The organism is Pseudomonas asplenii (assembly GCF_001293465.1).
GTDB lineage: Bacteria > Pseudomonadota > Gammaproteobacteria > Pseudomonadales > Pseudomonadaceae > Aquipseudomonas > Aquipseudomonas fuscovaginae_B.
Genome location: NZ_JSYZ01000009.1, coordinates 545582 through 571419 on the forward strand (window position 1 = coordinate 545582; position 25838 = coordinate 571419).

General features: G+C 66.0%; 23 protein-coding genes. 7 read left to right on the forward strand and 16 right to left on the reverse strand.

Features of this window, described 5'->3' with window-relative positions:
* Positions 1-8: 8 nt before the first annotated feature.
* Complete coding sequence (locus tag PF66_RS14285; protein ID WP_054060743.1) at positions 9-614, reverse strand: arylesterase; 606 nt, start codon at positions 612-614, stop codon at positions 9-11.
* A 10-nt stretch (positions 615-624) separates the two neighbouring features.
* Between PF66_RS14285 and PF66_RS14290 the strand changes: the two genes are divergently transcribed.
* From PF66_RS14290 to greB, 3 genes are read left to right on the forward strand one after another with little or no spacing between them, the layout of a single operon-like run.
* Positions 625-1308, forward strand: coding sequence for an ABC transporter ATP-binding protein (locus PF66_RS14290; RefSeq protein WP_054063047.1), 684 nt, complete (start codon positions 625-627; stop codon positions 1306-1308).
* Complete coding sequence (locus PF66_RS14295; protein ID WP_054063048.1) at positions 1308-3812, forward strand: ABC transporter permease; 2505 nt, start codon at positions 1308-1310, stop codon at positions 3810-3812. The genes PF66_RS14290 and PF66_RS14295 overlap by 1 nt, the downstream gene beginning before the upstream one ends.
* A gap of 34 nt (positions 3813-3846) precedes the next feature.
* Positions 3847-4344: a transcription elongation factor GreB gene (gene greB, locus PF66_RS14300; protein WP_054060666.1), complete on the forward strand. Its 498-nt coding sequence runs from the start codon at positions 3847-3849 to the stop codon at positions 4342-4344.
* 60 nt (positions 4345-4404) lie between these two features.
* Here the strand turns inward: greB and PF66_RS14305 are convergent, their stop codons facing one another.
* The 3 genes from PF66_RS14305 to PF66_RS14315 form a co-directional block, all read right to left on the reverse strand.
* Positions 4405-4713: a hypothetical protein gene (locus PF66_RS14305; protein WP_054060667.1), complete on the reverse strand. Its 309-nt coding sequence runs from the start codon at positions 4711-4713 to the stop codon at positions 4405-4407.
* Between the two features lie 271 nt (positions 4714-4984).
* Positions 4985-5419 carry a DoxX family protein gene (locus tag PF66_RS14310; RefSeq protein WP_054060668.1) on the reverse strand — a complete coding sequence of 145 codons (435 nt, stop codon included), beginning with the start codon at positions 5417-5419 and terminating at the stop codon, positions 4985-4987.
* A gap of 103 nt (positions 5420-5522) precedes the next feature.
* A complete protein-coding gene (locus PF66_RS14315) occupies positions 5523-6956 on the reverse strand; it encodes a transglycosylase SLT domain-containing protein (protein ID WP_054063049.1) in 1434 nt (477 codons plus the stop codon).
* A gap of 238 nt (positions 6957-7194) precedes the next feature.
* On the opposite strand from PF66_RS14315, the gene PF66_RS14320 reads away from it, so the two are divergent.
* The 3 genes from PF66_RS14320 to PF66_RS14330 all read left to right on the forward strand — a co-directional run bounded on the left by PF66_RS14320 (position 7195) and on the right by PF66_RS14330 (position 9884).
* Entirely contained in the window at positions 7195-8001 is an 807-nt protein-coding gene (locus tag PF66_RS14320) for a TatD family hydrolase (protein WP_054063050.1), read from the forward strand.
* Positions 8002-8087: 86 nt separating this feature from the next.
* The gene (locus PF66_RS14325; protein ID WP_054063051.1) at positions 8088-9566 is read left to right on the forward strand and encodes a methyl-accepting chemotaxis protein; all 1479 of its coding nucleotides are present in this window, start codon (positions 8088-8090) and stop codon (positions 9564-9566) included.
* 84 nt (positions 9567-9650) lie between these two features.
* Positions 9651-9884 (forward strand): hypothetical protein, encoded by a 234-nt coding sequence (locus PF66_RS14330; RefSeq protein WP_054061531.1) that lies wholly within the window; start codon positions 9651-9653, stop codon positions 9882-9884.
* A 137-nt stretch (positions 9885-10021) separates the two neighbouring features.
* Here the strand turns inward: PF66_RS14330 and PF66_RS14335 are convergent, their stop codons facing one another.
* From PF66_RS14335 to PF66_RS14360, 6 genes are all read right to left on the reverse strand, one after another.
* Positions 10022-10819, reverse strand: coding sequence for an acyl-CoA thioesterase (locus PF66_RS14335; RefSeq protein WP_054063052.1), 798 nt, complete (start codon positions 10817-10819; stop codon positions 10022-10024).
* 286 nt (positions 10820-11105) lie between these two features.
* On the reverse strand, positions 11106-11870 hold the full coding sequence (locus tag PF66_RS14340; RefSeq protein ID WP_054063053.1) for a CHAD domain-containing protein: 765 nt from the start codon (positions 11868-11870) through the stop codon (positions 11106-11108).
* 24 nt (positions 11871-11894) lie between these two features.
* Positions 11895-13847: a transglutaminase TgpA family protein gene (locus tag PF66_RS14345; RefSeq protein WP_054063054.1), complete on the reverse strand. Its 1953-nt coding sequence runs from the start codon at positions 13845-13847 to the stop codon at positions 11895-11897.
* Entirely contained in the window at positions 13844-14827 is a 984-nt protein-coding gene (locus PF66_RS14350; protein ID WP_193394206.1) for a DUF58 domain-containing protein, read from the reverse strand. The genes PF66_RS14345 and PF66_RS14350 overlap by 4 nt, the downstream gene beginning before the upstream one ends.
* The gene (locus tag PF66_RS14355) at positions 14797-15714 is read right to left on the reverse strand and encodes an AAA family ATPase (RefSeq protein WP_054063056.1); all 918 of its coding nucleotides are present in this window, start codon (positions 15712-15714) and stop codon (positions 14797-14799) included. Before PF66_RS14355 ends, PF66_RS14350 begins: the two co-directional genes overlap by 31 nt.
* Before the next feature lie 209 nt (positions 15715-15923).
* Positions 15924-16202 (reverse strand): hypothetical protein, encoded by a 279-nt coding sequence (locus tag PF66_RS14360; RefSeq protein WP_017902690.1) that lies wholly within the window; start codon positions 16200-16202, stop codon positions 15924-15926.
* 189 nt (positions 16203-16391) lie between these two features.
* On the opposite strand from PF66_RS14360, the gene PF66_RS14365 reads away from it, so the two are divergent.
* A complete protein-coding gene (locus PF66_RS14365; RefSeq protein WP_054063057.1) occupies positions 16392-17432 on the forward strand; it encodes a patatin-like phospholipase family protein in 1041 nt (346 codons plus the stop codon).
* Between the two features lie 47 nt (positions 17433-17479).
* Here PF66_RS14365 and PF66_RS14370 read toward each other — a convergent pair whose 3' ends face one another.
* The 6 genes from PF66_RS14370 to kdpF all read right to left on the reverse strand — a co-directional run bounded on the left by PF66_RS14370 (position 17480) and on the right by kdpF (position 25511).
* Positions 17480-18175, reverse strand: coding sequence for a response regulator (locus PF66_RS14370; RefSeq protein WP_054063058.1), 696 nt, complete (start codon positions 18173-18175; stop codon positions 17480-17482).
* 36 nt (positions 18176-18211) lie between these two features.
* The gene (locus PF66_RS14375) at positions 18212-20863 is read right to left on the reverse strand and encodes a sensor histidine kinase (RefSeq protein WP_054063059.1); all 2652 of its coding nucleotides are present in this window, start codon (positions 20861-20863) and stop codon (positions 18212-18214) included.
* 129 nt (positions 20864-20992) lie between these two features.
* Positions 20993-21544, reverse strand: a complete 552-nt coding sequence (gene kdpC, locus PF66_RS14380) for a potassium-transporting ATPase subunit KdpC (protein WP_054063060.1) — start codon at positions 21542-21544, stop codon at positions 20993-20995.
* Positions 21545-21635: 91 nt separating this feature from the next.
* The gene (gene kdpB, locus PF66_RS14385; protein WP_054058203.1) at positions 21636-23690 is read right to left on the reverse strand and encodes a potassium-transporting ATPase subunit KdpB; all 2055 of its coding nucleotides are present in this window, start codon (positions 23688-23690) and stop codon (positions 21636-21638) included.
* A gap of 10 nt (positions 23691-23700) precedes the next feature.
* Positions 23701-25410, reverse strand: coding sequence for a potassium-transporting ATPase subunit KdpA (gene kdpA / locus PF66_RS14390; RefSeq protein ID WP_054058189.1), 1710 nt, complete (start codon positions 25408-25410; stop codon positions 23701-23703).
* An 11-nt stretch (positions 25411-25421) separates the two neighbouring features.
* Positions 25422-25511, reverse strand: a complete 90-nt coding sequence (gene kdpF, locus PF66_RS32060) for a K(+)-transporting ATPase subunit F (protein WP_081005946.1) — start codon at positions 25509-25511, stop codon at positions 25422-25424.
* Positions 25512-25838 lie beyond the last annotated feature (327 nt).

The window sequence follows — 25838 nt, forward strand, 5'->3', positions numbered from 1 at the left end:
AAAAAAGCTCAAAGCAGCGGTTTCAGGGTCGGCCAGACGTTATTGAGCAACTTGTCCTGACCAGCGGGCCCCGGGTGGATCCCGTCGGCCTGCATCAGCTCCGGATGGCCGCCCACGCCCTCGAGAAAAAACGGCACCAGCGCGACGTTTTTCTCTTCGGCCAGGGCCGGGTAGACCTCGGCGAACGCCTGGGTGTAGCGGGCACCGTAATTGGGTGGCAACTGCATGCCGAGCAACAGCACCTTGGCCCCGCTGGCCCGGGAGTTGTCGATCATCGATGCAAGATTTTGTTTCAATTGCGTAGGAAGCTGCCCACGCAGGCCATCGTTGCCACCCAACTCGATGATCACCAGCTCCGGCTTGTGCTGCGCAAGCAGCGCCGGCAGCCGCGCCTGGCCGCCTGCACTGGTGTCGCCGCTGATGGAGGCATTGACCACCTTGTCCTTGAAACCCTCGTCCCTGAGCCGCTTTTCCAGCAGGGCGACCCAGCCGACACGGGTATCCAGGCCGAAAGCCGCGCTGATACTATCGCCAACGATCAGGACCGTGCCCGCCGCCGCATTCTGAGCCATGCACATCAGCGCCAGGCCGGCACTCAAAAACCAAACTCGCATCGGATTCTCCATGGGCGAAAGCATTCTCACCGCGCAGAACCTTAGCAAAGTGGTTTCCAGCACGGAAGGCGAACTGACCATCCTGCACCCTCTTTCCCTGCACCTGAACAAGGGTGACAGCCTGGCCATCGTCGGCGCGTCCGGCTCCGGCAAATCCACCCTGCTCGGCCTGCTGGCCGGCCTCGACCTGCCCAGCGGTGGCGAAGTGACCCTGGCCGGACGCGCCCTGAGCAGCCTCGACGAAGATCAGCGCGCGCGTATCCGCGCCGAGCATGTCGGCTTCGTGTTCCAGAGTTTCCAACTGCTCGACAGCCTCAATGCCCTGGAAAACGTCATGCTGCCACTGGAGCTGGACGGCCGCAGCGACGCCCGGGAACGCGCCCGCGGCCTGCTGGAACGGGTCGGCCTGGGCAAGCGGCTGACCCACTCGCCACGGCAGTTGTCCGGCGGCGAACAGCAGCGGGTGGCCATCGCCCGGGCCTTTGCCGCCGAGCCGGACGTCCTGTTCGCCGACGAGCCCACCGGCAACCTCGACAGCCACACCGGCGAACGCATCAGCGACCTGCTGTTCGAACTGAACAAGGAGCGCGGCACCACCCTGGTGCTGGTGACCCATGACGAACGCCTGGCACATCGCTGCCGGCGCCTGATCCGCCTTGATGCCGGCCAGCTGGTCGCGCCCCTGGAGCCTTGATGGCACGCCTGCCGCTGTTGCGCCTGTTCAGTCTCGCCACCCGCCAACTGCAGCGCGATGCCCGCGCCGGCGAGTTGCGGGTGCTGTTTTTCGCCCTGCTGGTCGCCGTGGCGGCCAGTACCGCGATCGGTTATTTCGGTGCCCGCCTGAACGGCGCGATGATGCTGCGTGCCACCGAATTCCTCGCCGCCGACCTGGTGCTCGACGGTACCTCCAAGGCTCGTCCGGAGCAGGTCCAGAGTGGCCGCGAGCTCGGTCTCGAGCATGCCCGGGTGGTCGAGTTCTCCAGCGTGATCGCCACCGACAATGGCATCCAGCTCTCGAGCATCAAGGCGGCGGACGAGCACTACCCCCTGCGTGGCGAGCTCAGGAGCGCCGCCGAGCCCTTCGGCGCCGAAACCGCCGGCGGCGGCCCAACCCCTGGTGAAGCCTGGGTCGAGGCGCGACTGATGACCGCCCTGAATCTGAAGATCGGCGACAGCATCGACGTCGGCATGAAGACCGTCCGTATCGCCCGGGTGCTCACCTACGAACCGGACCGTGCCGCCAATTTCTACAGCCTGACCCCGCGGGTGCTGATCAACCTGGCGGACCTGGAAGCCACCGGTGTCGTGCAACCCGGCAGCCGGGTCAATTTCCGCGAGCTCTGGCGGGGTCCGGCCAGCGCCCTGGCGACCTATCGCGACCTGCTCAAGCCGGGGCTGGCGGCCAACCAGCGGCTGCTCGACGCCCGCGACGGCAACCAGCAGATCGGCGGCGCCCTGGGCAAGGCCGAGCGCTACCTGAACATGGCGAGCCTGGTCGCGGTGCTGCTGTCCGGCGTGGCGGTGGCGCTCAGCGCCAGCCGTTTCGCCGCCCGCCGCTTCGATGCCAGTGCGCTGTTACGCTGCCTGGGGCTGTCGCGCCGGGAAACCATGACCCTGTTCAGCCTGCAACTGGCGATCCTCGGCCTGCTCGCCAGCATCAGCGGCGCCCTGCTCGGCTGGCTGGCCCAACTGGGCCTGTTCCAGTTGCTGCACAACCTGCTGCCCGCCGATGTGCCACCCGGCGGCCTGACACCGGCACTGGCCGGCATCGGTACCGGCCTGGTGGCCCTGGCCGGCTTCGCCCTGCCGCCGCTGGCGGCGCTGGGCCGGGTGCCACCGCTGCGGGTACTGCGCCGCGACCTGCTGCCGATTCCCGCCAGCACCTGGATGGTCTATGGCACCGCGCTGCTGGCCCTCGGCCTGATCATGTGGCGCCTGAGCCTGGACCTGGTACTGACCTTCGCCCTGCTCGGTGGCGGCGTGATCGCCGCCCTGTTGCTCGGCGGCCTGATGCTGCTCGGCTTGCAGAGCCTGCGCCGGCTGCTGGCCCAGGCCTCACTGCCCTGGCGCCTGGGTCTGGGCCAGTTGCTGCGCCATCCACTGGCCGCCGCCGGGCAATCCCTGGCCTTCGGCCTGATCCTGCTGTCCATGGCCCTGATCGCGCTGCTGCGCGGCGAACTGCTGGACACCTGGCAGAACCAGTTGCCGAAGAACGCACCGAACTACTTCGCGCTGAACATCCTGCCCGCGGACAAGGACGGTTTCCGCGACCACCTGATCAGGCTGTCGGCGCAGTCGGCACCGATCTACCCGGTGGTGCCGGGGCGCCTGATCAGCATCAACGGCGAGCCGGTGCAGGACATCGTCAGCAAGGACACCGCCGGCGACCGGGCGATCCAGCGCGACCTCAGCCTGACCTGGGCCGCCGACCTGCCGGCGGGCAATAGCCTGACTGCCGGCAACTGGTGGTCGAACCTGCCCGGCAGCGACATTCCCGAGGTGTCGGTGGAGGCCAAGGTGGCCACCAGCCTGAAGATCAAGCTGGGCGACCACCTGGTGTTCAGCGTCGGTGGCAGCCAGCGGGAGGCGCGCGTCAGCAGCCTGCGCAGCATCAACTGGGACAACTTCCAGCCGAACTTCTTCATGATCTTCCAGCCCGGCACCTTGCAGGACCTGCCGGCCACCTACCTGACCAGCTTCTATCTGGCGCCCGGTCACGACAAGGACATCGTCGAGCTGTCCCGGGCCTTCCCGGCGGCGACCATCCTGCAGGTCGAGGCCCTGCTCGAACAGCTGCGCAGCATCCTCGCGCAGGTCACCATCGCGGTGGAATACGTACTGCTGTTCGTCCTGGCGGCGGGCATGGCGGTGCTGTTCTCCGGCCTGCAGGCAACCCTGGACGAACGCATTCGCCAGGGGGCCCTGGTGCGGGCGCTGGGTGCGCAACGGCGGTTGCTGGTCAAGGCGCGGAGAATCGAATTCGGCCTGCTCGGTGCCGCCAGTGGCCTGCTCGCCGCGCTCGGCGCGGAACTGGTGAGCCTGGTGCTGTACCGGTTCGCCTTCGACCTGCCCTGGCACCCGCATCCCTGGCTGTTGCTGCTGCCGCTGATCGGCGCCCTGATGATCGGCGGTGCCGGCGTCTTCGGCACCCGTCGGGCGCTGAATGCCAGCCCGCTGACAGTGCTGCGCGAGGGCTGATAGACTCGCGCCCTGTTTGTCCAATGGAATGACGATGAGCCGTTATCGCCCTCCCCGCACCGCCGGCACCGCCCTGATCACCCCCGAGGGCGAGGCCCGCATGCGCGCCGAACTGCATGAACTGTGGCACGTGCGCCGGCCGCAGGTCACGCAAGCGGTCAGCGAGGCGGCCGCCCAGGGCGATCGTTCGGAAAACGCCGAATACACCTATGGCAAGAAAATGCTGCGCGAGATCGACAGCCGCGTGCGCTTCCTGACCAAGCGCCTGGAAAACCTCAAGGTGGTCGGCGAACGCCCAAGCGATCCGAACAAGGTCTATTTCGGCGCCTGGGTCACCATCGAGAACGAGGAGGGCAAGGAGTCGCGCTACCGCATCGTCGGCCCGGACGAACTGGACCTGAAGCTGAACCTGATCAGCATCGACTCACCCCTGGCCCGTGCCCTGATCGGCAAGACGCTGGATGCCGAGGTTCGGGTGATGACCCCGACGGGCGAGCAACTGGTGTACATCACGGCGATCGACTATCCCTGATTCGCGGTGCCCACTTCGCGGATACATCCGCGAAGGGCCTCACCCAAATCCCTTAAAGACTCACCGCCGGGTGATCAGCCCCTGCCGCGCCACCCGCGTCAACTGCCGAATCACCGCCTCGGCCCGCTCCGCACTCGGCGACTGGATCACCGCCATGTCGAAACTGTCGCTGGCAAAGCGCTCCAGCGAATCGCCATCTTCGGCAAACTGGATCAGGAACGCCGAAGCCCGTCCCTTGCGACGCGGCCAGCCGTCCAGGCAACGCAGCAGCGTCGGCTGATTCTGGCCGCACAGGAGAATTTTCGGGTTGCGTTCGGGAAGGTTGGCCGTGATCGGCACCAGACGTACAACAGGGCGTGGATTGTTCAACGTGCGTGTCTCCGCCTCAACGATCTGCCGGGCAGGTGTGAGGCAACACCGAACCAGCGCTTTAGCGGTATTTCGAAGCCTGGACCAGGCCTCTGGCGGAGTGCTGTGGACTCCCCTGGCGCCCCGCAAGTAGCTGTTTAAATCGGCGCATGCCAAGCATCCTAGAGAAGCGCGGGGGGCACTGTCAAGAATCGCGCCGGACGGTGTCCCGTAAAAGCATGACAACGAAAAAGGCCCGCAAGTGCGGGCCTTTGGTGATCATCGGGGGATATCAGCGGTTGATGATGCCATCGACCGAGGCCTTGCCGGCGCCTTCGATCAGCACGGCGAGGGTGCCACCCAGTAGCGCCAGGGCGAACTCGTAGCCGTTGTTGCTCATGAACAGGCCGTTGTGGATGTGCACCGAGAGGATCGCCACCACCAGGGTGAAGGTCAGGCCCAACGCCGCAGGACGTGCCAGCAGGCCGATGATCAGCGCCAGGCCGCCGAAGAACTCGGTGCCGCCAGCCAGCAGCGCCATCAGGTGGCCCGGTGCCAGGCCGATGCTTTCCATCCACTGTGCGGTACCCGCCAGGCCATAGCCACCGAACAGGCCGAAGAGTTTTTGCGCGCCGTGGGCGGCGAAGATGATGCCCACCAGAATCCGCAGGACGGTGAGGCCGTAGCCGGCACGGGTGTTCAGAACGCGTTGGGTCAGAGTGCTCATGGTTGAATCCTTAATTCAAATGTCGAGTTGATGGGCGCCATACTAATCAGTTTTTAAAATGAAAAAAGCGCAAAAAACCTGACATAACAATCGAACTATTCGATCATTTCCGTGAGACAATCTTCCTTCCGTTGTGTTCCAGAGAATCCCTTTCCAGGGAACCGCGCTCCCGATCGAACGCCAGGTAATACTTGTTCACACTATTAACATAGTTGACCGGAGCCATTCCTACCTGCTCCATCGCCACCCGTTCAACCTGGAAAAACCACTGGTTGGGATTCAGGCCGCGCCGCCGCGCCTCGGTGCGCATGCCCTGGACCCGCTCGGGGCCCATGTTGTAGGCGGCCAGGACAAAGGCCATGCGTTCGCGTTCGTTGAGCTTGGGGCTGGCGAAGAACTTGCGGCGGATCATCGCCAGGTAGCGGGCCGCGGCCTGCACGTTGTTATCGACATTCTGGATATTGCCCACCCCGACCCGCTGGGCCGCCGACGGGGTGATCTGCAACAACCCGGTGGCACCGCTCGCGCCACGGGCGTTGGGGTCCAGCGCCGACTCCTTGAACGCCAGCGCCGCCAGGTTCAGCCAGTCGATACCCTGGGCCTGGGCATGCCGCTGCAGCACCGGACGCAGCTTCTCCAGCTTCTGCCGGTCATCGCGGGCCAGCGGGTAATGCACCTGGTACAGGCGCCGATAGATGCGCAGGAAGGCCGCATCCTGGTCGGAGGGCGATTTGTAGGTCTTGAAAAAACGATCGATGCTGGCCAGCAACATCGACGCGTCACGCCGCACGAACCAGCGCATCTGTCCCGGCTCGCCGACCAGCACCTGCCGGTCGAAGCGCAGCTTGGGCATGATCCTGGCCCAGCGCTCGGCAATCGGCTGCTCGACGACGGTCAGGTGAAAGATCCCGCCCTGGACCATTTCCAGCACGTCCTCCACCGCCAGGCTCGGGTCGACCCACTCGACCTTCACCGGCGCCAGCTTGTGCAAGGCCAGCTTCTGGTTGATCTGGTTCACCGCATCGGCGGCGGCGCTGCCGGTGGCTAGGGTCAGCGTGCGTCCGGAAAGCTGTTCGACCCGGGTAATGCGCTTTTCCCCCTTGAGCCCCACCAGCAGCAGCGGCACCGGGTTGCCGATCGGCTCGCTGGCGCTGACCGCATGCCCGGCTTGCGCCTCGAGCAGTTCGCCCGGCGCGACCAGGTCGCCTTCACCCCGCTGCAGTGCGCCGAGCAACTGGTCCTTGGCCTTGGGGATGAGCTTGAGGGTGATTTCCTGATTGTCCCGGGCATGCCCGTTCAGGTACTGCTCAAAGGCCCGCAGCCGGTGGTACTCGACCCCGATCGCCTCGCCCTGGATTTCTCCCGAGCTGTTGCGACTCTGGTTGACCAGCACCCGCAGGACACGGCTGCCGCGGATCTCCGCCAGGTCGCGGACCTTGCCCGGATGGCCGATTTCCAATGGCCCAGCCAGCCGCGCTACCGCCGGCAACGGCAGCAGGAACAGGCACAGCAGGAGCAACAGCGAGGGTCGCTTCATCCGTTCTCCGCAAAGAATACTGTCCCGCCGCAAGCCCCATGGCCTGGTACGGGTCGTTGGAACCGAGCGTCTCTGTGAACGCGAATCAAGGTGCGCAAGACGGGTACGGCAGCGGCCTGAAGGCTGGCACTGCTCGCTTGCGGCCTTAAAAGACAGTCATAACTCGTTGTAGTTCTTGGTTTTTATTATAAATCTACAGCTCTGATATGCTTTGTGGCCTGCGGCCTGAGGACGAACCATGCAACTCATCGATATCGGCGTCAACCTGACCAACTCGGCTTTTTCCGGAAAACACCGGGAAATACTCGACCGCGCACAGGCCGCCGGGGTCTGCCAACTGGTCGTCACCGGCACCAGCATCGAGGGCAGCGAGCAGGCCCTGGAGCTATGCCGGACGCTGGATGAGAGCCGTCGCCAGCTGTTCGCCACGGCCGGTATCCACCCCCACTCCGCCAGCGACTGGAATGCCGACAGTGCCGCTCGTCTGAAAACCCTGCTCAGGGAAGCCAACGTCTGCGCGGTCGGTGAATGCGGGCTGGATTTCAACCGCGATTTCTCGCCACGCCCACAACAGGAAAAAGTCCTCGAGGAACACCTGGCCCTGGCGGTGGAACTGCAACTGCCGGTGTTCCTCCACGAACGCGATGCCAACCCGCGCCTGCTGCAGATCCTGCGCGACTACCGCGACCGCCTGCCGGCCGCCGTGGTGCACTGCTTCACCGGCGAACAGCGGGCGCTGTTCAGCTATCTGGACCTGGACCTGCACATCGGCATCACCGGCTGGATCTGCGACGAACGCCGCGGCACCCACCTGCACCCGCTGGTACGGGAAATTCCCCGTGGCCGTCTGATGCTGGAGAGCGATGCGCCCTACCTGCTGCCCCGCAGCCTGCGGCCCAAGCCGAAGAACGGACGCAACGAACCGGCATTCCTCACCGAAGTCCTGCGTGAAGTGGCCCTGCACCGCGGCGAAACCGAGGCCGACCTGGCCGCCCACAGCAGCGCCTGCGCCCGGGCGTTCTTTGGCCTGCCGCCGATTGCTTGACCCATATCAACACGTCTTCACTTTGCGCGGGACACAATGATGGCACCTTGCCAATACTGTTTCCGCTCAATCAGAGAAGACCTTCCATGGGTGCCTGGCTTAGCAATATCTCGCTGAAATACAAATTCTGGGCCGTCAACGCAGTGGCCTTCGTCACCACCCTGTTGCTGGTGCTGTACGCGGTACAGTTGGAGCAGCAGGCCCGCACCGACGCCGCGCGCGCCGCCGCCCAGGCCGAGGCGCGGCTGCTGGCCAGCTGGCCCGCCGGCCAGCCCCTGCCGCAGAACGACCAGTTGCTGGTGTTCCAGAGCGGCCAGACGCCCAGCCTCAACGGCCAGATGCTGCCACGCCTGAGCGACGCCCAGGGCTGGGTCGGATACGACTACATGCCGCTGTTCGGCGACAACCCTTTGCTCGGTGCCGAAGTGGTCAGCCATGGCACCCAGCGGGTGGCCGTACTCGCCTACGCGCCGAGCCTGGCGCAGGTGTTCGGCGAGCGCTTCACCCAATACGCCGTGGCCGTGTTCATCCTGATGCTGGCGATGCTCTGCGCCTCGCAGTTGCTGATCCGTTTCCTGCTCAGCCAGCTCAACACCCTCAAGGACGTGATGCTGCACGTGGAAAAGACCGGCGACCTGTCCGCCCGCGTGCCGCTGGCGTGCAAGGATGAAGTCGGCCAGATGGCCAGCGCCTTCAACGCCATGCAGGCCGGCTACCAGCGCGTGGTCGGCACCGTCGCCCGCACCGCCGCGCAGTTGGATGTCGGCGCGGCGCGCCTGGCCTCGAGCATGAACGATGTGCAGCACGGCATGCTCGGCCAGCAGAGCGAAACCGACCAGGCCGCCACTGCCATCAACGAGATGACCGCGACGGTCTATCACATCGCCCAGCATGCCGGCGCCACCCGCGACCTGTCGAAAACCGCCGACACCCTGGCCGGCAGCGGCCAGGAAGTGGTCAGCCGTGTCCAGCAGTCGATCGCCGGCCTGTCCAGCGGCGTACAGCAGACCGCCGAGATGATCCAGCGCCTGGCCGAGGACAGCCAGAAGATCAACGGCGTGGTCAGTGTGATCCACAGCATCGCCGAGCAGACCAACCTGCTCGCCCTGAACGCGGCGATCGAAGCCGCCCGGGCCGGTGAAATGGGCCGGGGTTTCGCGGTGGTCGCCGACGAGGTGCGCAACCTGGCCAAGCGTGTGCAGACCTCCACCGATGAAATCACCACCATGGTCTCGGCCCTGCAGTCCGGCACCCGCGATGCCGTGGATTTCATGCAGGAAAGCTCGTTCAAGGCCGACGACTGCGTACAGCAGGCCCAGGAGGCCGGGGCCGCCCTGGCCGAAATCACCGGCGCGGTCGCGCAGATGCGCGAGAGCAATACCCAGATCGCCGTGGCCGCCGAGCAGCAGAGTCAGGTCGCCGAGGAGATGAACCGGGCCGTGGTGAGCATCCGGGATGTCACCGAAAACACCGTGCAACAGACCGTGGACTCGGCCAGCACCAGCAATGAACTGGCGACCCTGGCCGGTGAACTGAACAGGGCCATTGGCCAGCTCAAGCTATAGGTGCGATAGCAACAGTTGATTCGTCGCCGACGTTTGCCCGGCTTATTCTTGGTCCATCGAATCCACGAACCAAGGGGCACAACCATGGGCAAACGTCATCCCAACCTTCCCGCCTGGCAATGGCGCGTTGCGCCGCAACACTCGAACGATGGCACCCGCGAAGGCCTGCAGCTGCTCTCGGTGATCCTGTTTGCCCTGGCCTTCCTGCTGCTGGCCAGCGGAGTGTTCACCCAGGACCTGACCAACGTCGCCATCGGCGTGATCGGCCTGGTCGCCGCCAGCGCAGTGCAGCGCAAGCGGCAGACGCTCGAAGCCTAGTAACCGGACGCCGAAAGCACACCCCTCCTGTAGGAGCACACGGTCCCGGACTGCCCCCAAGAAGTTGGACACCCATCCAACCCTTGGGGGGATTCCTATCCCAAAATAAGTACCTCGGCTCCCACACACAGCGCCAGTCAGCCGAATACCGTGACGGTCTGTCGGCTAAGAGCGATCAGCCGGTCATCCGGGCTCCACAGCGCTGCCGCCACATGCCCGTAGCCATCGCGGGCATGCTCGATCACCGCCAGGTACTTGCACCAGTCCAGGGTGTCGAGCTCCAGCAGCGGTTGCACGAACTCGATGGTCCAGGTCAGGGTACTGCCCGCCGCCAGCTTCTTCAGGTGCGGCAACAGCGCCGGCGGCCAGGCATCCACCAGGGCCAGCAGGTGCGCCTCGTTCAGTGGCTCCTGCTCGACATCACCACGCAGGCGCACCCAGCCGCCCATCTCCCGCGAAGTGTTGCCGGTGAACGGAAAGCCGCCAACCGCCCAGCGCATCGCCAGGTGCTGCATGAACTCCGGCGTCACGCCCTTGACGTACGGCAGTTCCTGGCACTGGTCCCAGTGCTTCATGTCCGGCGCCGGCTCGGCCGCCATCGCCACCGCCGACTCCCGGGAGGCACCGAAGCTGCCCTGCACCAGAGTCACCACCTGACCGTTCTGCAGCGCCCGCCCGAGCACCTGGCTGACCGCCTTGCCTTCGCGCAGCACCTCGACCTCGAAACTGACCGGCACCCCTGGCTCGACCGGACCGACAAAGGTCACCGCCAGCGAACGTACAGGGCGATCAGCCGGCACCCGGGCGCGCATGGCTTCGTACTGGAGCGCGACCACCAGGCCGCCGAACGAGGCGCGCCCCTGGCCCCATTCGACCGGAATGACAAGAGCCTGGGGGTCGCGACGAACCCCTTCGAGCAAATCGGAAAAGCGCATGCACACCTCGGCTGGACAAGAATTCCCTGAAACCCGCTGCAAGCCAGTGGCCCACAAGATTGGTTCGCCTACCCAAATTCGAGCCCTGGGGGTTGCCTGGCAAGACGCCATGACCCCTCGCAGTCACGCTACGGCGAGAATGGCAACGCAGCCCTGGACCGAAATTGAGCAAGCGAATGAACCACACAGGCCACCCTACTTGCATCATGGAAGTGAATCTTAACCAGCCTCTTCGCGAGGTAAAGCGTCCATTCCAGCCAAATGACCCGCCATACAGGTCGTCATCTCAGGGGAAACAGCTGCTGCTCAGTTTCTCCAGCATCCGGTCCGACTTGCCTTCGGCGCGAGCCATGGTATGGCGCCAACCCTTGACGCAGGGTTGCAGGTCCTCCTGGGTCTGGGCCTGGAGCAACCATTGCCAGCAGTCATGCCAGTCGCCCAGAGCTTCCTGGGCCCCCTTGAGCCGCCGCAATGCCGGTGCCGGCAGCCGGTCCAGTTCCGGGTAGGCTTCGGCGGCGTAACGCACCCGCTTGATCAGCAGACGCAGGCGATGGCGGTCGTGCCCCGGTGCGTGCAAGGCCTCGTCCAGGGCCTGCCACTGCTTGGCCAGGCGCTTCTCGATGCGCTTGCGCAAGCCCTTGAGCAGGCCCTGACGCTCCGCGGCACGGAGGAAACGCGGGAAGGCATCGAGTACATCGAGCAGGTGCCGCAGTTCATTGCTGCGCGCCACGGCCCAGTAGTCCTGGGACAGTTGCGCGGTGCGCCGCGTGGCCGCGGCATGCTGGCCCTGGCGGTGCAGATAGGCCGCCAGCACCTCGCGGTCGCGGATCGGCGTGGTCGAGCGCCCCACTTCGGCTGCCGCCTGCTCCAGTTGCTCGACACCCGGCAATCCGCGCAATGGCCGCAGCAGGCTGCGCAGGCGGCGCACGGCGATGCGCAGGTCATGCAGGCCCTCGTCATCGGTCAGCGCATCGACCCGCGCATGACAGGCCAACAACCGCACGTGCAGGTTCAACACCTGAGCCACCAAACGATCCACCAGGGCCGACATCGACATTTCCTCCCAAATCGAACTTCAAAGACTGCGACGTAATGCCTGCAACGCCTGTTGCAATACATCCATCGACGGGGTTTCTTCAGCATAGCGCTGGCTGACGAACAACTCGCCAAAGCGACGGATGTCCGGCGCCTGCAGCGGCAACTGTGCGGCGGCGCGCTCGACGAATGCCAGTGGTCCCTCGCCCGGCTCACGGACCAGGCCACGGCGGCGCAGCAGTCGTTCAAAGGTCATGAACGCGCGCAGTTGCGGATCGGCCTTCGCCTGCCAGGGGCGCAGCAGCCATAACGACAGCAATGCCAGGATCAGCACCAGGCCGATCGGCAGCATCACCCCGGCCAGGTCGCCGAACCAGCGCCCGAGTATCTGCAACTGCTGCTCGCCCTGATAGCCCAGGACCCAGCGTTGCCAGGCGTAATTGAGGTTATCCCAGCCCAGGCGCAACTCGTTGAGCCAGCTCAACTGACGGTACCGCAACGGCGAGAACGCCAAGGCCCCCGGCGCGCCCTCATCGGCCGCCAGGGCCTGCTCCAGGCCCTGGTCGATGCGCTGCGGCGCCACCGCGTAGGTCGGGTCGACACTGCGCCAGCCCTGCCCGGCCTGCCAGTACTCGACCCAGGCATGGGCGTCGTACTGGCGCACGGTCAGAAAGTGGCCGGCCGGATTCAACTCGCCTCCCTGATAGCCGGCCACCACCCGCGCCGGAATGCCCGCCGCGCGCAGCACATAGGTCATGGCGCCGGCGAAGTGCGCGCAGAAGCCCTGGCGGCTGTCGAACAGGAAGCCGTCGATACTGTTGGGCCCCAGGGTCGGCGGCCTGAGGGTGTAGTGATAGGGTTCGTCGTGAAAATGCCCGAGCAGCGCCGCCACCAGCGCGTCGGGCTGTGGATAGGTGCGCCGCAGTTCGGTCGCCCATTGGCGGGTTCGCGGGTCGCCCTGGGCCGGCAGTTGCAGGGCGCGACGGCGGGCCCGTTCGTCGAGCTGCGGGTCGCGTGACACCTGCGGCCAGGAACTGGCCCGGTACAGCAGCGCCTGTTGCACCGGGCGCTGACGTTGCAGGCGATAGTCCGCCAGTTGGCGCACATCGCCCAGATCACTGCTGGCGACATCCAGCGTCGGCAGCCAGGGCTTGCCGCTCGGTTGCAGGAGGATGCTGTAGCGCCAGGGCTCACCGCTGGTCTGCCATTTCGGCGCCGGGCTCGAGGCGATGCCCGGCGACTGGCTCCAGCGGCGGCCGTCGAACTGCTCCAGGGTCAAGGCACGCCAGTACAACGCCCGTCGCGGCGGCAGCGGGCCGTCGAAACTGGCACGAAACGCCAGGTCGGCGGAGCGCCCGAGTTCGGCGACATCGGCCGGCGACATGTTTTCGGACAGCCCGCTCAGGCCCTTGTCGCTCGGCAACGGCAACGACCATAGCGGTGCGATCCGCGGGAAGAACAGGAACAACAGCAGCATCAGCGGCACGGCCTGCGCCAACAGGGTCGCGGCCAGTTTCAAGGTCGCCGCCGGCCGGGTGCCGGGTCCCTGCTGCAAGCCGATCAGGGCCGCCAGCAGGGCCCCGATCGGCAGCAGGCTGTAGGCCGCCCACGGCAGGCTGTCCTCGAACAGATAGGCCACCGCCACGCAGAACAGGCCGAGAAATATCAGCACCAGCGCATCGCGGTGGGTGCGGGTTTCCACCAGCTTGAGGATGAACATCGCCACCAGCAGCACCGCGCCGGCGTCCAGGCCGATCAGGCTGCTGCGCGAAAGCCAGATTCCGGCGACGGTGAACAGCAGCAACAGCAGTTCCAGCAGCCGCCCGGGAAAGGCCGCGCGCATGCGATACACCTGGATACGCCAGAAGCTGCAACCGAGCCAGAAGGCGACCATCCACAACGGCACGTGGAACCAGAACGGCACCATGACCAGGGCCTGGGCCACCAACAGCCAGACCAGGCTGGCCCGGGAAATCGTCGTCACGTGACTCATGCCTCTTGCCCGAACAGCGCCAGGGCGCGCAGGCACGCCTCGCAATGGGCCGCACCGCTGTCGGTGGCCAGGCGTCGACCGGGCAACTGCAAGGCGAATGGCTGCTGGCGACGGGTCAACTCCAGCACCCAATAGCACAGACGCGACAGGCGCTGCTCGACATCGCCGCCCAGGGCGAGGAAATCCAGGCAATGTTCCCGACCCTCGAGGCGGGCGAAATCCTTGATCAGCAGCCCTTGTCCACGGGAGTAGGCCTTCCAGTGCAAGCGACGCCAGGAGTCGCCGGGCTGGTAGGGCTTGAGCCCCTGGTAGTCATCGACGCCGTGCCCGTGGGCCCGCGCGCCCTCCTCCCGCTCATCCTCCGGCAGGCTGGCCAGGGCCGGCAGCTCACCTTCCAGCGGCTGTGGATAAACCAGCACCCGCTGCCCCAGGTCGACCCAGCTCCAGGCACGCAGGATACCCAGGGGGAAGCTGCTGCGCACACCGATCCGCGGGGCTGCCAGCCAGCCGCGCGCCACGGTCGGCCGGGTCAGTTCCAGCTCGCTGAAACCCGCCGGCGGGACATCGGTCGCCTGGGTCGCCCGGGCCGACCAGCCGAGGTGGACCGCCTGGTGGCTCTTGCCGGCGCTTTCCAGGCGGACCACGAAACGCGCCTGCTCACCGACGAACACCGCCGGCCCGACCCCGGCGCTCAGCACCAGCCCCCGCAGGTTGCGATAGGTATGCAGGATCGCCACGACGAACAGCGACAACAGCAGGAAGCACAAGCCATAGGCGAGGCTGTTCTGATAATTGATCGCCACCAGCAGGATCAGCAGCAGCAAGGCAGCAAACACCCCACCGGTACGGTTGGGCAGGATGAAGATCCGTCGCTGGGTCAGCTCCACCCGCGCCGACGGCGGCAGGCGCCGGGCCAGCCAGGCCCGCCACGCCGTGCGCAGCCGGGTCATCAAAGCGCCGGCACCTCGCGCAACAGCCACTGCACCAAGGCGCCACCACCCAGCCCGGCCGGGTCGGCACGCTCGCGCAGGCGATGGCCGATCACCGCCGGCAACACCGCCTGCACGTCTTCCGGAATCACATAGTCCCGCCCGGCCAGCAACGCCCAGGCCCGGGCGGCGGCAAGGATCGCCAGGCTCGCCCGCGGCGACAGGCCCCAGGCGAATTGCGCTTCACTGCGGGTCGCACCGACCAGGCGCAGCACATAGTCCACCAACGCATCGCTGGCGCGGACCTGCTTGACCTCCTGCTGCAACACGGCCAGTTCGCCATGGCTGAGGATCGGTTGCAGCCGCGGCAACAGGTCCCGCCGTGAGGTGCCCTGCAACAGCGCCTTTTCCGCCGCCCGGGCCGGATAACCGAGGGACACGCGCATCAGGAAACGATCGAGCTGCGACTCGGGCAAGGCAAAGGTGCCGCCCTGGCTGGTGGGGTTCTGCGTGGCGATGACGAAAAACGGCGATGGCAACGGCCGGGTGGCGCCCTCGATGGTCACCTGGCCTTCCTCCATGGCTTCGAGCAGGGCGCTCTGGCTCTTGGGCGTGGCGCGATTGATTTCATCGGCCAGCACCAGCTCGGCGAAGATCGGCCCGGGATGGAAGACGAAAGCGCCGCTATCCCTGTCGAACACCGAGGTGCCGAGAATATCGCTGGGCAGCAGGTCGGAAGTGAACTGGATACGTTGAAAACTCAGGCCAAGGACCTTGGCCAGGGTATGACTGAGCGTGGTCTTGCCCATGCCGGGCAGATCCTCGATCAGCAGATGGCCGTCGGCCAGAAGACAGGTCAGGGCCAGGCGGACCTGCGCATCCTTGCCCAATACCACCTGGTTGACGGCCTGCAGGCAGGCTTCCAGCTTACTGCGCATAGGCAGACATCCAAACGAGGGAAACGCCGGAGATATTATCGCAGGAACCCCGTCGTAGCCGGATTTATCCGCGAAGAGGCGACGCGTCTTTCAGCAAGACCTCGTTATCGTTCTTCGCGAATACATCCGACTGCCACGGGAAGTAGTCCTTCAGCTTTCCCAGGGAGAAGCGCTCCTGCAAGATCAGGCATCCCGCCTCGCCACGGGGTTCAACGACCGGCGCGCGACTCGCGGATGTAGAAACGCGCTTTCTCGGCCTTGGCCGAGCAGCCCTCATAGGCCTCGAACTGCTGCTGGGTCTTGGCCCCGGTCAGCAACGAGAGCGCCTTGGAATAGCTCACGGTTCCGGCAAAGCCTTCGGCCTTGGCCAGGTCCAGTTCACGCCAGGCGGCATCCAGCTGGGTACCACAGGTTTCGCGATAGGCGGTCTTGCCCGCGCAACCAGCCAACGCCAATGCAATCAATGGCACACAGATCCAGGCTTTCATCGATGACACCTCAGAGAAAAAACAGTCGTGCAGCTTATGACGGTGCGCCAGGCAAAAAGTGCCTTGCCCCGTTCCACAAGCTTAGCCAATCCACATGAACGCAAGCCATCCGGCCTTTCGAACAGCTCGGCGATTGTACCTCAGCCCGCCTTGGGTGCATTGTGAGTCACCGGCCGGAAGGAGTGCATGATGAAAAAACGTGTCGCATTGGTACTGGGCTCGGGTGGGGCCCGGGGGTACGCGCATATCGGGGTGATCGAGGAGATCGAACGGCGCGGCTATGAGATCGCCTGTATCGCCGGTTGCTCGATGGGCGCGGTGGTCGGCGGAATCTACGCCGCCGGCAAGCTCGACGAGTACCGCAACTGGATCGAGAGCCTGGACTATCTCGACGTCCTGCGCCTGGTCGACGTCAGTTTCCGGCTGGGGGCGATCCGCGGCGAAAAGGTCTTCGGCCAGATCCGCAAGATCGTCGGTGAAATCGATATCGAAGACCTGCGCATCCCCTATACGGCGGTCGCCGCCGACCTGACCAACCAGCAGGAAATCTGGTTCCAGGAAGGTTGCCTGCACCAGGCCATGCGCGCCTCGGCGGCCATCCCGAGCCTGTTCACGCCGGTCATGCAGGGCAACCGCATGCTGGTCGATGGCGGCCTGCTCAACCCGTTGCCGATCGTGCCGGTGGTCTCCAGCCACTGCGACCTGATCATCGCCGTCAACCTCAACGCCACCAATCAGAAGCAGTATCAGTTGCCGGTGATCCAGCGTCCGCCGGCCTTCAAGAGCCGCTTCAACGCCCTGCTCAGTTCCATGGGCTCGCGCCTGCCGTTCCGGCGCAAGCAGGCCGAGCAATTGCTGCGCCTGGAACAGCAGACCCTCGCCGCGGATTCGGCGGACCTCAGCAATGCCTGGCTCGACCCCGCCGATCCCGAGGCCCAGCAACCGGCAGCGGCCCCCGAGGTCGCTGCTGCGCCGAAGTCGGCGACGGGTTCGTTCATCGTCGACAACGTCGGCCCGGCGTCCTTGCTGGACCTGATCAACCAGAGTTTCGAAGTGATGCAGACGTCGCTGGCGCAGTACAAGATCGCCGGCTACCCGCCGGATATCCTGATCAACGTGCCCAAGCGCGTGTGCCGGTTCTTCGAGTTCTACAAGGCGCCGGAGCTGATTGCCCTGGGCCGCGAGATCGCCCGCGATACGCTGGATCGCTACGAGGAGGAACGGCGCTGAGACCGAGGGACCACGCACAGCGTCCACAGTAGTGGATGGATCGTGTCTCAGGCCTGGTTATCGAGCAGGCGATAGCCGACGCCGGCCTCGGTGACGATGAAACGTGGCCGTGTCGGGTCGTCCGCCAGTTTCTGGCGCAGGTGCCCGACCACGATCCGCAGGTAGTGGCTGTCCTCGGTGTGGGTGGGGCCCCAGATGTCCTTGAGCAGTTGCTGCTGGGTGATGACGCGCCCGGGATGCCGTGCCAGCTGGGCCAGCACCGCATACTCCTTGCGCGTCAACGCCACTTCCGCCCCATCCAGCGACACCCGGCGATACGCCAGGTCGACGGTCAGCGGGCCGAACTTCAAGGCCGCCTCCTGGACCTCGCCCGCCGGTACCTGGCGCAACAGCGCACGGATCCGCGCCAGGAACTCCTGGATGCCGAAGGGCTTGGTCACATAGTCGTTGGCACCACCGTCGAGGGCCTGGACCTTCTGCGCCTCGCTGGCGCGCACCGACAGCACCAGCACCGGCGCCGCGGACCACTCGCGAAACTCGCGCAGCACCTGCTGGCCGTCCATGTCCGGCAAGCCGAGGTCGAGCACCAGCAGGTCGGGCTTGTTCAGCGCCGCCTGGGCCAGGCCCTCGGTGCCGGTACCCGCCTCCAGTACCTTGTACCCCTGGGACGCCAGGCTGATACGCAGGAACTTGCGAATCTGCGGTTCATCGTCGATGACCAGGATGGTCGATATCTGGCTCATGATTGCGGCATCTGACTGAGAAGTGGCCGAAGCATATCAGGCTTCACTTTCAAATCCCGGTTGCTCCTGCAGGGGCAGGAACAGGGTGATACAGGTACCCTGCCCGTCGATGCCCTCCGCCACGGCGATATGCCCGCCATGGGCACCGACCATGCCCTGGCAGATCGCCAGCCCCAGCCCCGTGCCCTGCCCGCCGCGATCGCCGCGGGCAGCGGTGTAGAACATGTCGAAGATCTTGCTGCGCTCTTCTTCGGGAATCCCCGGGCCCTCGTCGCTGACCGCGAAGAACAGTTCACCCTCGGCGGTGCCGGCGCGGATCTGCAGACGGCCATGGGCAGGGGAAAAGCGCGCGGCGTTTTCCATGACGTTGACCAGGGCCTGCTCGATCAACGCCGCATGCACGTAGAGCAAGGGCAGTTCATCCGGTACCTGGGTGCCGACCTGCAACGGTGCCAGTACCGCTCGCAGCCGGTTCAGCGCGCTGCCGACGATATCCGCCGGCGCCACCCAGTCCCGCGCCAGTTTCAGCGCGCCGTGGCCCAGGCGGGTCATATCCAGCAGGTTCTGGATATAGCGGTCAAGCCGCTCGGCCTCGTCGCGGGTGCCCTCCAGCAACTCCACGCGGTCGGCCAGCGGGATCGCCTCGCCCAGGGCCAGCAGGCTGTCGATGCTGCCACGCATCGAGGTCAGGGGCGTGCGCAGGTCATGGGACACCGAGGCCAGCAAGGCGCTGCGCAATTGCTCGGTTTCCCCATGCAGGCGCGCCGCCTCCAGATCGTCGGCCAAGCGTGCCCGCGCCAGGGCCTGGGCCAATGGCTGGCTCAGCGCGGTCAACAGGCGACGGCGCTGGCCGGTCAATGACTGGCCCTCGCGGGGACGCACGCCGAGCAGCGCCAGCGGGCCGTCCTCCACCGACAACGGCCACCACCACCAGCGCCCGAACGGCAAGGTACCGGTGCCCATCCCGGCCGGCTGGTCGTGCTGCCAGGCCCAATCGGCGGCGGCGCGCTCGGCCTCGGAAAAGCTCAATGCGCCACCGCTCTCGATCTTCCAGCCACCCTGGCCGTCACGGTTGAGCAGGCACAGCTCCAGCTCTTCCCAACCGCTGAGGTGCTGCGAAGCCGCACTGATCACCGCCTGGCGGTCGGTGGCGGCGGTCAGCTTGCGCGACAGGTCGAGCAGTTCGCTGGTTTCCTCCTGGGTATCGCGCAGGGCCTGCAACTGCCGGCGCTGGCGAGCGGCCAGGTTGCCGGTCAGCGCCGCCATCATCAGGAAGAACAGCAGCGTCAGCACATCCTCTTCGCGCTGGATCTCGAAGGAAAAGCTCGGCGGGATGAACAGGAAGTCATAGGTCAGGAATGACAGCACCGCACAGGCCAGGGCCGGACCCAGGCTGCTGCGCACCGCCACCAGCAGCACCGCGGCCAGAAACACCAGGGAGATGTTCGGCAACGGCAGGACACTGGCCACGCCCCAGGCCAGGGCGCTGGCCAATACTGTCGCCAGCAGTGCCAGCAGGTAGTCGGTCCAGACGACCGCATGGGGTTCACGGGCACGGGGCTGGCGTGGCTCCTCCTGGCTGTCGAGGACGTTGATTTCCAGCCCGCGGGCATTGCGCAACAGCCGCGCGGCCAGCCCGCCACCGAACAACCGGCGACGCAGGCGTTGGCGCGACTGGCCGACCAGCACCAGGCTGGCACGGCGCTCGGCGGCGTGCTGGATCAGGGTCTTGGCCACCTCGCCGGCCCGCAGCAGCACCACTTCGCCGCCCAGTCGCTCGGCCAGTTGCTGGGCGCTCTGCAGGCGCAGTCGCGACTGTTCGTCACGGCTGCTGCCGTTGTCCACATGGACCAGGCTCCAGGGCAGGTGCCGACGCTGGGCCACCCGGCTGGCATGGCGCACCAGGCGCTCGGCCTGGGCATCGCCATCCACGCCCACCAGCAGGCGCCCGCGAATCGCCGGCGCATCCTGGCCGAGGGAGCGGTAGCCAAGAGCCAGGTCATTGTCGACCTGCGCGGCAGCGGTCTGCATCGCCAATTCGCGCAGGGCGGTGAGGTTGGTCTGGGTGAAGAATGCATCGATCGCCGCCCGCGCCTGTTCCGGCACGTAGACCTTGCCGTCGCGCAGGCGCTCGAGCAGTTCCCGTGGCGGCAGGTCGATCAGCAGCAGTTCGTCGGCCTCCTGCAGGACCCAGTCGGGCAGGGTCTCGCGCACCTGCACGCCGGTGATACCGCGTACCTGGTCGTTGAGGCTTTCCAGGTGCTGGACGTTGACCGTGGTGAACACGTCGATGCCGGCGGCCAGCAGTTCCTGAACATCCTGCCAGCGTTTCAGATGGCGGCTGCCGGGTGCATTACTGTGGGCCAGCTCATCGACCAGCACCAGTTTCGGCCGGGCCCTGAGCAGGCCGTCGAGGTCCATTTCCTCAAGCCGCACGCCACGGTACTCGGAACGCACCAGGGGCAGTTGCGGCAACCCCGAGAGCAGCGCCTCGGTCTCCGCCCGACCATGGGTCTCCACTACGCCGGCCAGTACTTTCACGCCCTGGCGCAGTTGCGTGTGGGCCGCCTGCAGCATCGCATAGGTCTTGCCCACGCCCGGGGCGGCACCGAGAAACACCTTGAGCCGGCCACGACCGGTCCGGGGCAGTTCGGCGAGCAGCGCGTCGGCGCGGCCTGAATCACTCATGTACTGGGTTCCCACTGATAGAACTGGCCCCGATGCGGGGATTTCATGGATTTGAGCAGGCCTTGAGGGCCTGTTCGCGGGCAAGCCACGCTCCTAGAGGAATCACCGCACTTTTACCTGGGAGCATGCTTACTTCGAGATATCGGCCAGCGCCGCATTCAATGCAAGCACATTGACCACCGGCGGGCCAATCAGCGGCTGCTCGATATGCGCTTCCAGCAGTTTTTCCACGGTCGCCGCCGGCAGGTTGCGCGCCTGCGCCACCCGTGCCAGTTGATAGCGAACCGCAGCCGGTGGCAAGTGCGGATCGAGGCCGCTGCCGGAAGTGGTCAGCAACGCCAGCGGCACCGGCCCCTGGCCGGGCACGACCTGCTTGGCCGCATCGTCGAAAATCCGTGTCGCCAGTGCCGGGTTGCTCGGCGACAGGTTGCTCGCGCCACTGGATACCGTGGCAAAGGCCCCGGCCGACGGCCGTGGGTGAAACCAGGCATCGCCGGTGAAATCCTGGGCGATCAACGACGAGCCGCGGACCTTGCCGTCGGCATCGACCAGCAGGCTGCCGTTGGCCTGGTCGGGGAAAACGGCCTGGGCCACGCCGGTGACCACCAGGGGGTAGGCGATGCCGGTGATCAGGGTCATCAGGGCCAACAGGCTCAGGGCTGGGCGCCATACGCTAGACATGTTCAGTTCCTCGATTCGGGTGATGCGGTGATGGGTCCGGTGTGCTGATGCGTGGGCAAGCCCGCTCCCACAATGGAGCGGGCTGCATGGGCTACACCAGGTGCAGCGCGGTCAACAGCAGGTCGATGGCCTTGATGCCCACGAACGGCACCAGGATTCCGCCCAGGCCATAGATCAGCAGGTTGCGCCGCAACAGGTGCGCGGCACTCGCCGCCTGGACCCGCACGCCACGCAGCGCCAGCGGGATCAGCACGACGATGATCAGGGCGTTGAAGACGATGGCCGACAGGATCGCGCTCTGCGGACTGGCCAACTGCATGATGTTGAGCACCCCGAGCTGTGGATAGATCGCCGCGAACAGCGCCGGCAGGATCGCGAAGTACTTGGCCACGTCGTTGGCGATCGAGAAAGTGGTCAGCGCACCACGGGTCACCAGCAATTCCTTGCCGATCTGCACCACATCCAGCAGCTTGGTCGGATCGCTGTCGAGGTCGACCATGTTCGCCGCTTCCCGCGCCGCCTGGGTACCATCGTTCATCGCCATGCCGACGTCGGCCTGGGCCAGCGCCGGGGCATCGTTGGCACCGTCGCCACACATCGCGACCAGGCGCCCATCGTTCTGCTCAAGGCGGATCCGCGCCAGTTTCTTCTCCGGCGTGGCCTCGGCCAGCACGTCGTCGACGCCGGCCTCGGCAGCGATCGCCGCCGCCGTCAGCGGGTTGTCGCCGGTGACCATGACGGTGCGGATACCCAGCTTGCGCAGTTCGGCAAAACGCTCGCGGATGCCTGGCTTGACCACGTCCTTGAGGTGAATGGCCCCCAGCAGCTTGCCTTCGGCGCAGACCAGCAGGGGCGTGCCACCACTCTGGGCGATCCGGTCGATCTCCCGGGACAGCGCCGGCTGCAGGTCGGCGCGCTTCTGGCCGAGGAACGCCAGCAGCGAATCCACCGCGCCCTTGCGATACACCCGGCCCTGATGGTCGACACCCGACAGCCGGGTCTCGGCACTGAACGGTACCGCGGTCAGCTCGGCAGCCGCCGGCTCCGTCTGTGGATAAAGGTCACGCAGGTATTCGACGATGGACTTGCCTTCGGCGGTCTCGTCGGCCAGCGATGCCAGCAGGGCCCCCTCGGCCAGTTCACGAACCGGCACGCCGGGCGCCGGGTGGATCGCCGAGCAGCGGCGGTTACCGAAGGTGATGGTGCCGGTCTTGTCCAGCAGCAGCACGTGCACATCGCCGGCGGCCTCCACCGCACGGCCGGATTTGGCGATCACGTTCAGGCGAACCAGGCGATCCATCCCGGCGATACCGATAGCCGACAGCAGGCCGCCGATGGTGGTCGGGATCAGCGTCACCAGCAGCGCCACCAGGAACACCAGCGGCAGGCTGCCACCGGCGAAGTGGGCGAACGGCTGCAGGGTCACCACTACCAGCAGGAAGATCAGGGTCAGGCCGATCAGCAGGATGTCCAGCGCGACTTCGTTGGGCGTCTTCTGCCGCTTGGCGCCTTCCACCAGGGCGATCATGCGGTCCAGGGTCGACTCGCCGGGGTTGCTGGTGATGCGCACCAGCAACCAGTCGGAGACCAGCCGAGTGTTGCCGGTCACCGCCGAACGGTCGCCGCCGGACTCGCGGATCACCGGCGCCGACTCACCGGTGATCGCCGCCTCGTTGACCGCGGCGATACCTTCGATCACCTCGCCGTCGCCGGGAATCATTTCGCCGGCTTCGACCCGAACCACATCGCCCTTGCGCAGGCTGCTGGCGGGCACCACCTGGAAGCTGTTGTCGGCCTTGCGCCGCCGGGCGCTCAAGCCCTCGCTGCCGGCCTTGAGGCTGTCGGCGCGGGCCTTGCCACGGCCTTCGGCCAGGGCCTCGGCGAAGTTGGCGAAGAGCACGGTGAACCACAGCCAGATGGCGATCTGCACCGCGACGAAGGTCGGTACGGCGCTGTTGGGGACCAGGCAGAGGACGGTGGTCAGCACCGCCGTCAGCTCCACCACCAGCATCACCGGCGCCCGCTGCAACTGGCGCGGATCGAGCTTGACGAAGGCTTGCACCAGCGCCGGCCGCCACAGGTCGGCGACGGTGGTCCTGGGCTGTTCGACGACAGCCGGTTTTGTTGCGGGAAGCGGCATGTTCATCATCAGGTCCTCAATTCTTCAATCCGGTCACAGCCAGGCTCAGGTGATCCGCGATCGGTCCCAGGGCCAGGGTCGGCAGGAACGTCAGGCCACCGACCAGCAGGATGGTCACGGTCAGCAGGGTGACGAACAGCGGGCCGTGGGTCGGGAAACTGTTCTGGCCGACCGGTACGGTTTTCTTCATCGCCAGGCTGCCGGCCAGGGCCAGTACCGGCAGGATGTAGCCGAAGCGGCCGAGCAGCATGCTCAGGCCCAGCATCAGGTTGTGGAACGCGGTGTTGCCGCTGAAACCACCGAACGCCGAACCGTTGTTGGCACTGGCCGAGGTGTAGGCGTACAGCAGCTGGCTGAAACCGTGGGCGCCGGGGTTGCTGACCGCTCCGGCCGGGCCGGGCAGACTGGCGGCGATCGCCCCCAGCACCAGGGTGCCGACCGGCATCACCAGCAGAGTCACCACCAGCAGTTGCACCTCCCGAGCCTGGAGTTTCTTGCCCAGGTATTCCGGGGTCCGGCCGATCATCAGGCCGGCGAGGAACACTGCGATCAGCACGTTCAGCAACATGCCGTAGAGCCCCGCGCCGACGCCGCCGAAGATCACTTCGCCGACCATCATGTTGACCAGCGCGACCATGCCGCTCAGCGGGTTGAGGCTGTCATGCATGGCGTTGACCGAACCGTTGGAGGCGGCGGTGGTGGTCACGGCCCAGAGCACGCTGCCGGTGGTGCCGAAGCGGGTCTCCTTGCCTTCCAGCGGCGCGGTCTGTTCCACCACCGGATTGTTCAGCGTCGGGTTCGGCTGGTACTCGGCATACAGCGAGACCGCACCGCCGATCAGCAGCAGGGCCAGCATGCAGCCCAGGATCGCGCGGCTCTGGCGCAGGTCCTTGACGTAGTGCCCGAAGGTGAACACCAGCGCTGCCGGAATCAGGATGATCGCCGCCAGTTCGAACAGGTCGCTCCAGGCCGTCGGGTTCTCGAACGGGTGCGCCGAGTTGACGCCGAAGAAGCCACCGCCGTTGGTGCCCAACTGCTTGATGGCGATCTGGCTGGCGGCCGGGCCGAGCGGAATCACCTGGTCGGCGCCCTGCAGGGTCACGGCATTGACGTAGTGGGCGAAGGTCTGCGGCACGCCCTGCCAGACCAGGAACAGCGCCAGCAGCAGGCACAGCGGCAACAGGCCGTAGAGGGTGGCGCGGGTCATGTCGACCCAGAAGTTGCCCAGGGTCGACGCCGAGCGCCGGGCGATGCCGCGGCACAGCGCGACCAGCACGGCCAGGCCGGTGGCGGCGCTGACGAAGTTCTGCACGGTCAGGCCGACCATCTGGCTCAGGTAGCTGAGGGAGGCCTCGCCGCTGTAGTTCTGCCAGTTGGTGTTGGTCATGAAACTGACCGCGGTGTTGAACGCCAGCGTCCACTCCTGGCCCGGCAGATTCTGCGGGTTGAGCGGCAGGTACTGCTGCAGTTGCAGGATGGCGAACAGCAGCACGAAACCGGCGAAGTTGAAGGCCAGTACCGCCAGGGTGTATTTCTGCCAGCTCTGCTCGGTCTTTTCATCCACCCCGGACAGCCGATAGCAGACCCGCTCCACCGGCCCCAGAAGCGGAGTCAGCCAGGTGCGCCGGCCTTCCATGACGTTGTAGTAGAACCGCCCCAGTGCGGGCGCCGGCAGCAGTACCAGCGCCAGGAATGCCAGGATCAGCCAATAGTCGTAACCATGCATAACCGCCGCTCCTAGTTCCGATCCGCGCGCAACAGCGCAACCAGTAGATAGATGAACAGCGCCACCGCCAGCAGCAGTGACACTCCGTCCAGAATGCCCATGGGATTTCTCCGTGATACGGCGATCGCCGCGTGTGGAGGCATTGTCGGAAGGAAGCCCGTAAAGGAACGAGAGCGACGCCCGGGTCGATACGTAAAGAAGGCGTAAAGAGTCAATTTACACAGGCGTTACGCCCTAGAATCCCCGGGCCGCTGACCTGGCGCCGATGCCGGCAGGGGGTTTGGGTGCCCACCGATTTGTGTCGAACTCGTTACATAACCGACAACCAGTCAACATGCGGCGCCTGTAGCTTCCTGCCGCAGCTACACTTGAAATGGATACCCCGCCTGCGGGCCGGGCACTCCCGACGTGCAACAACCTCGCGCAGC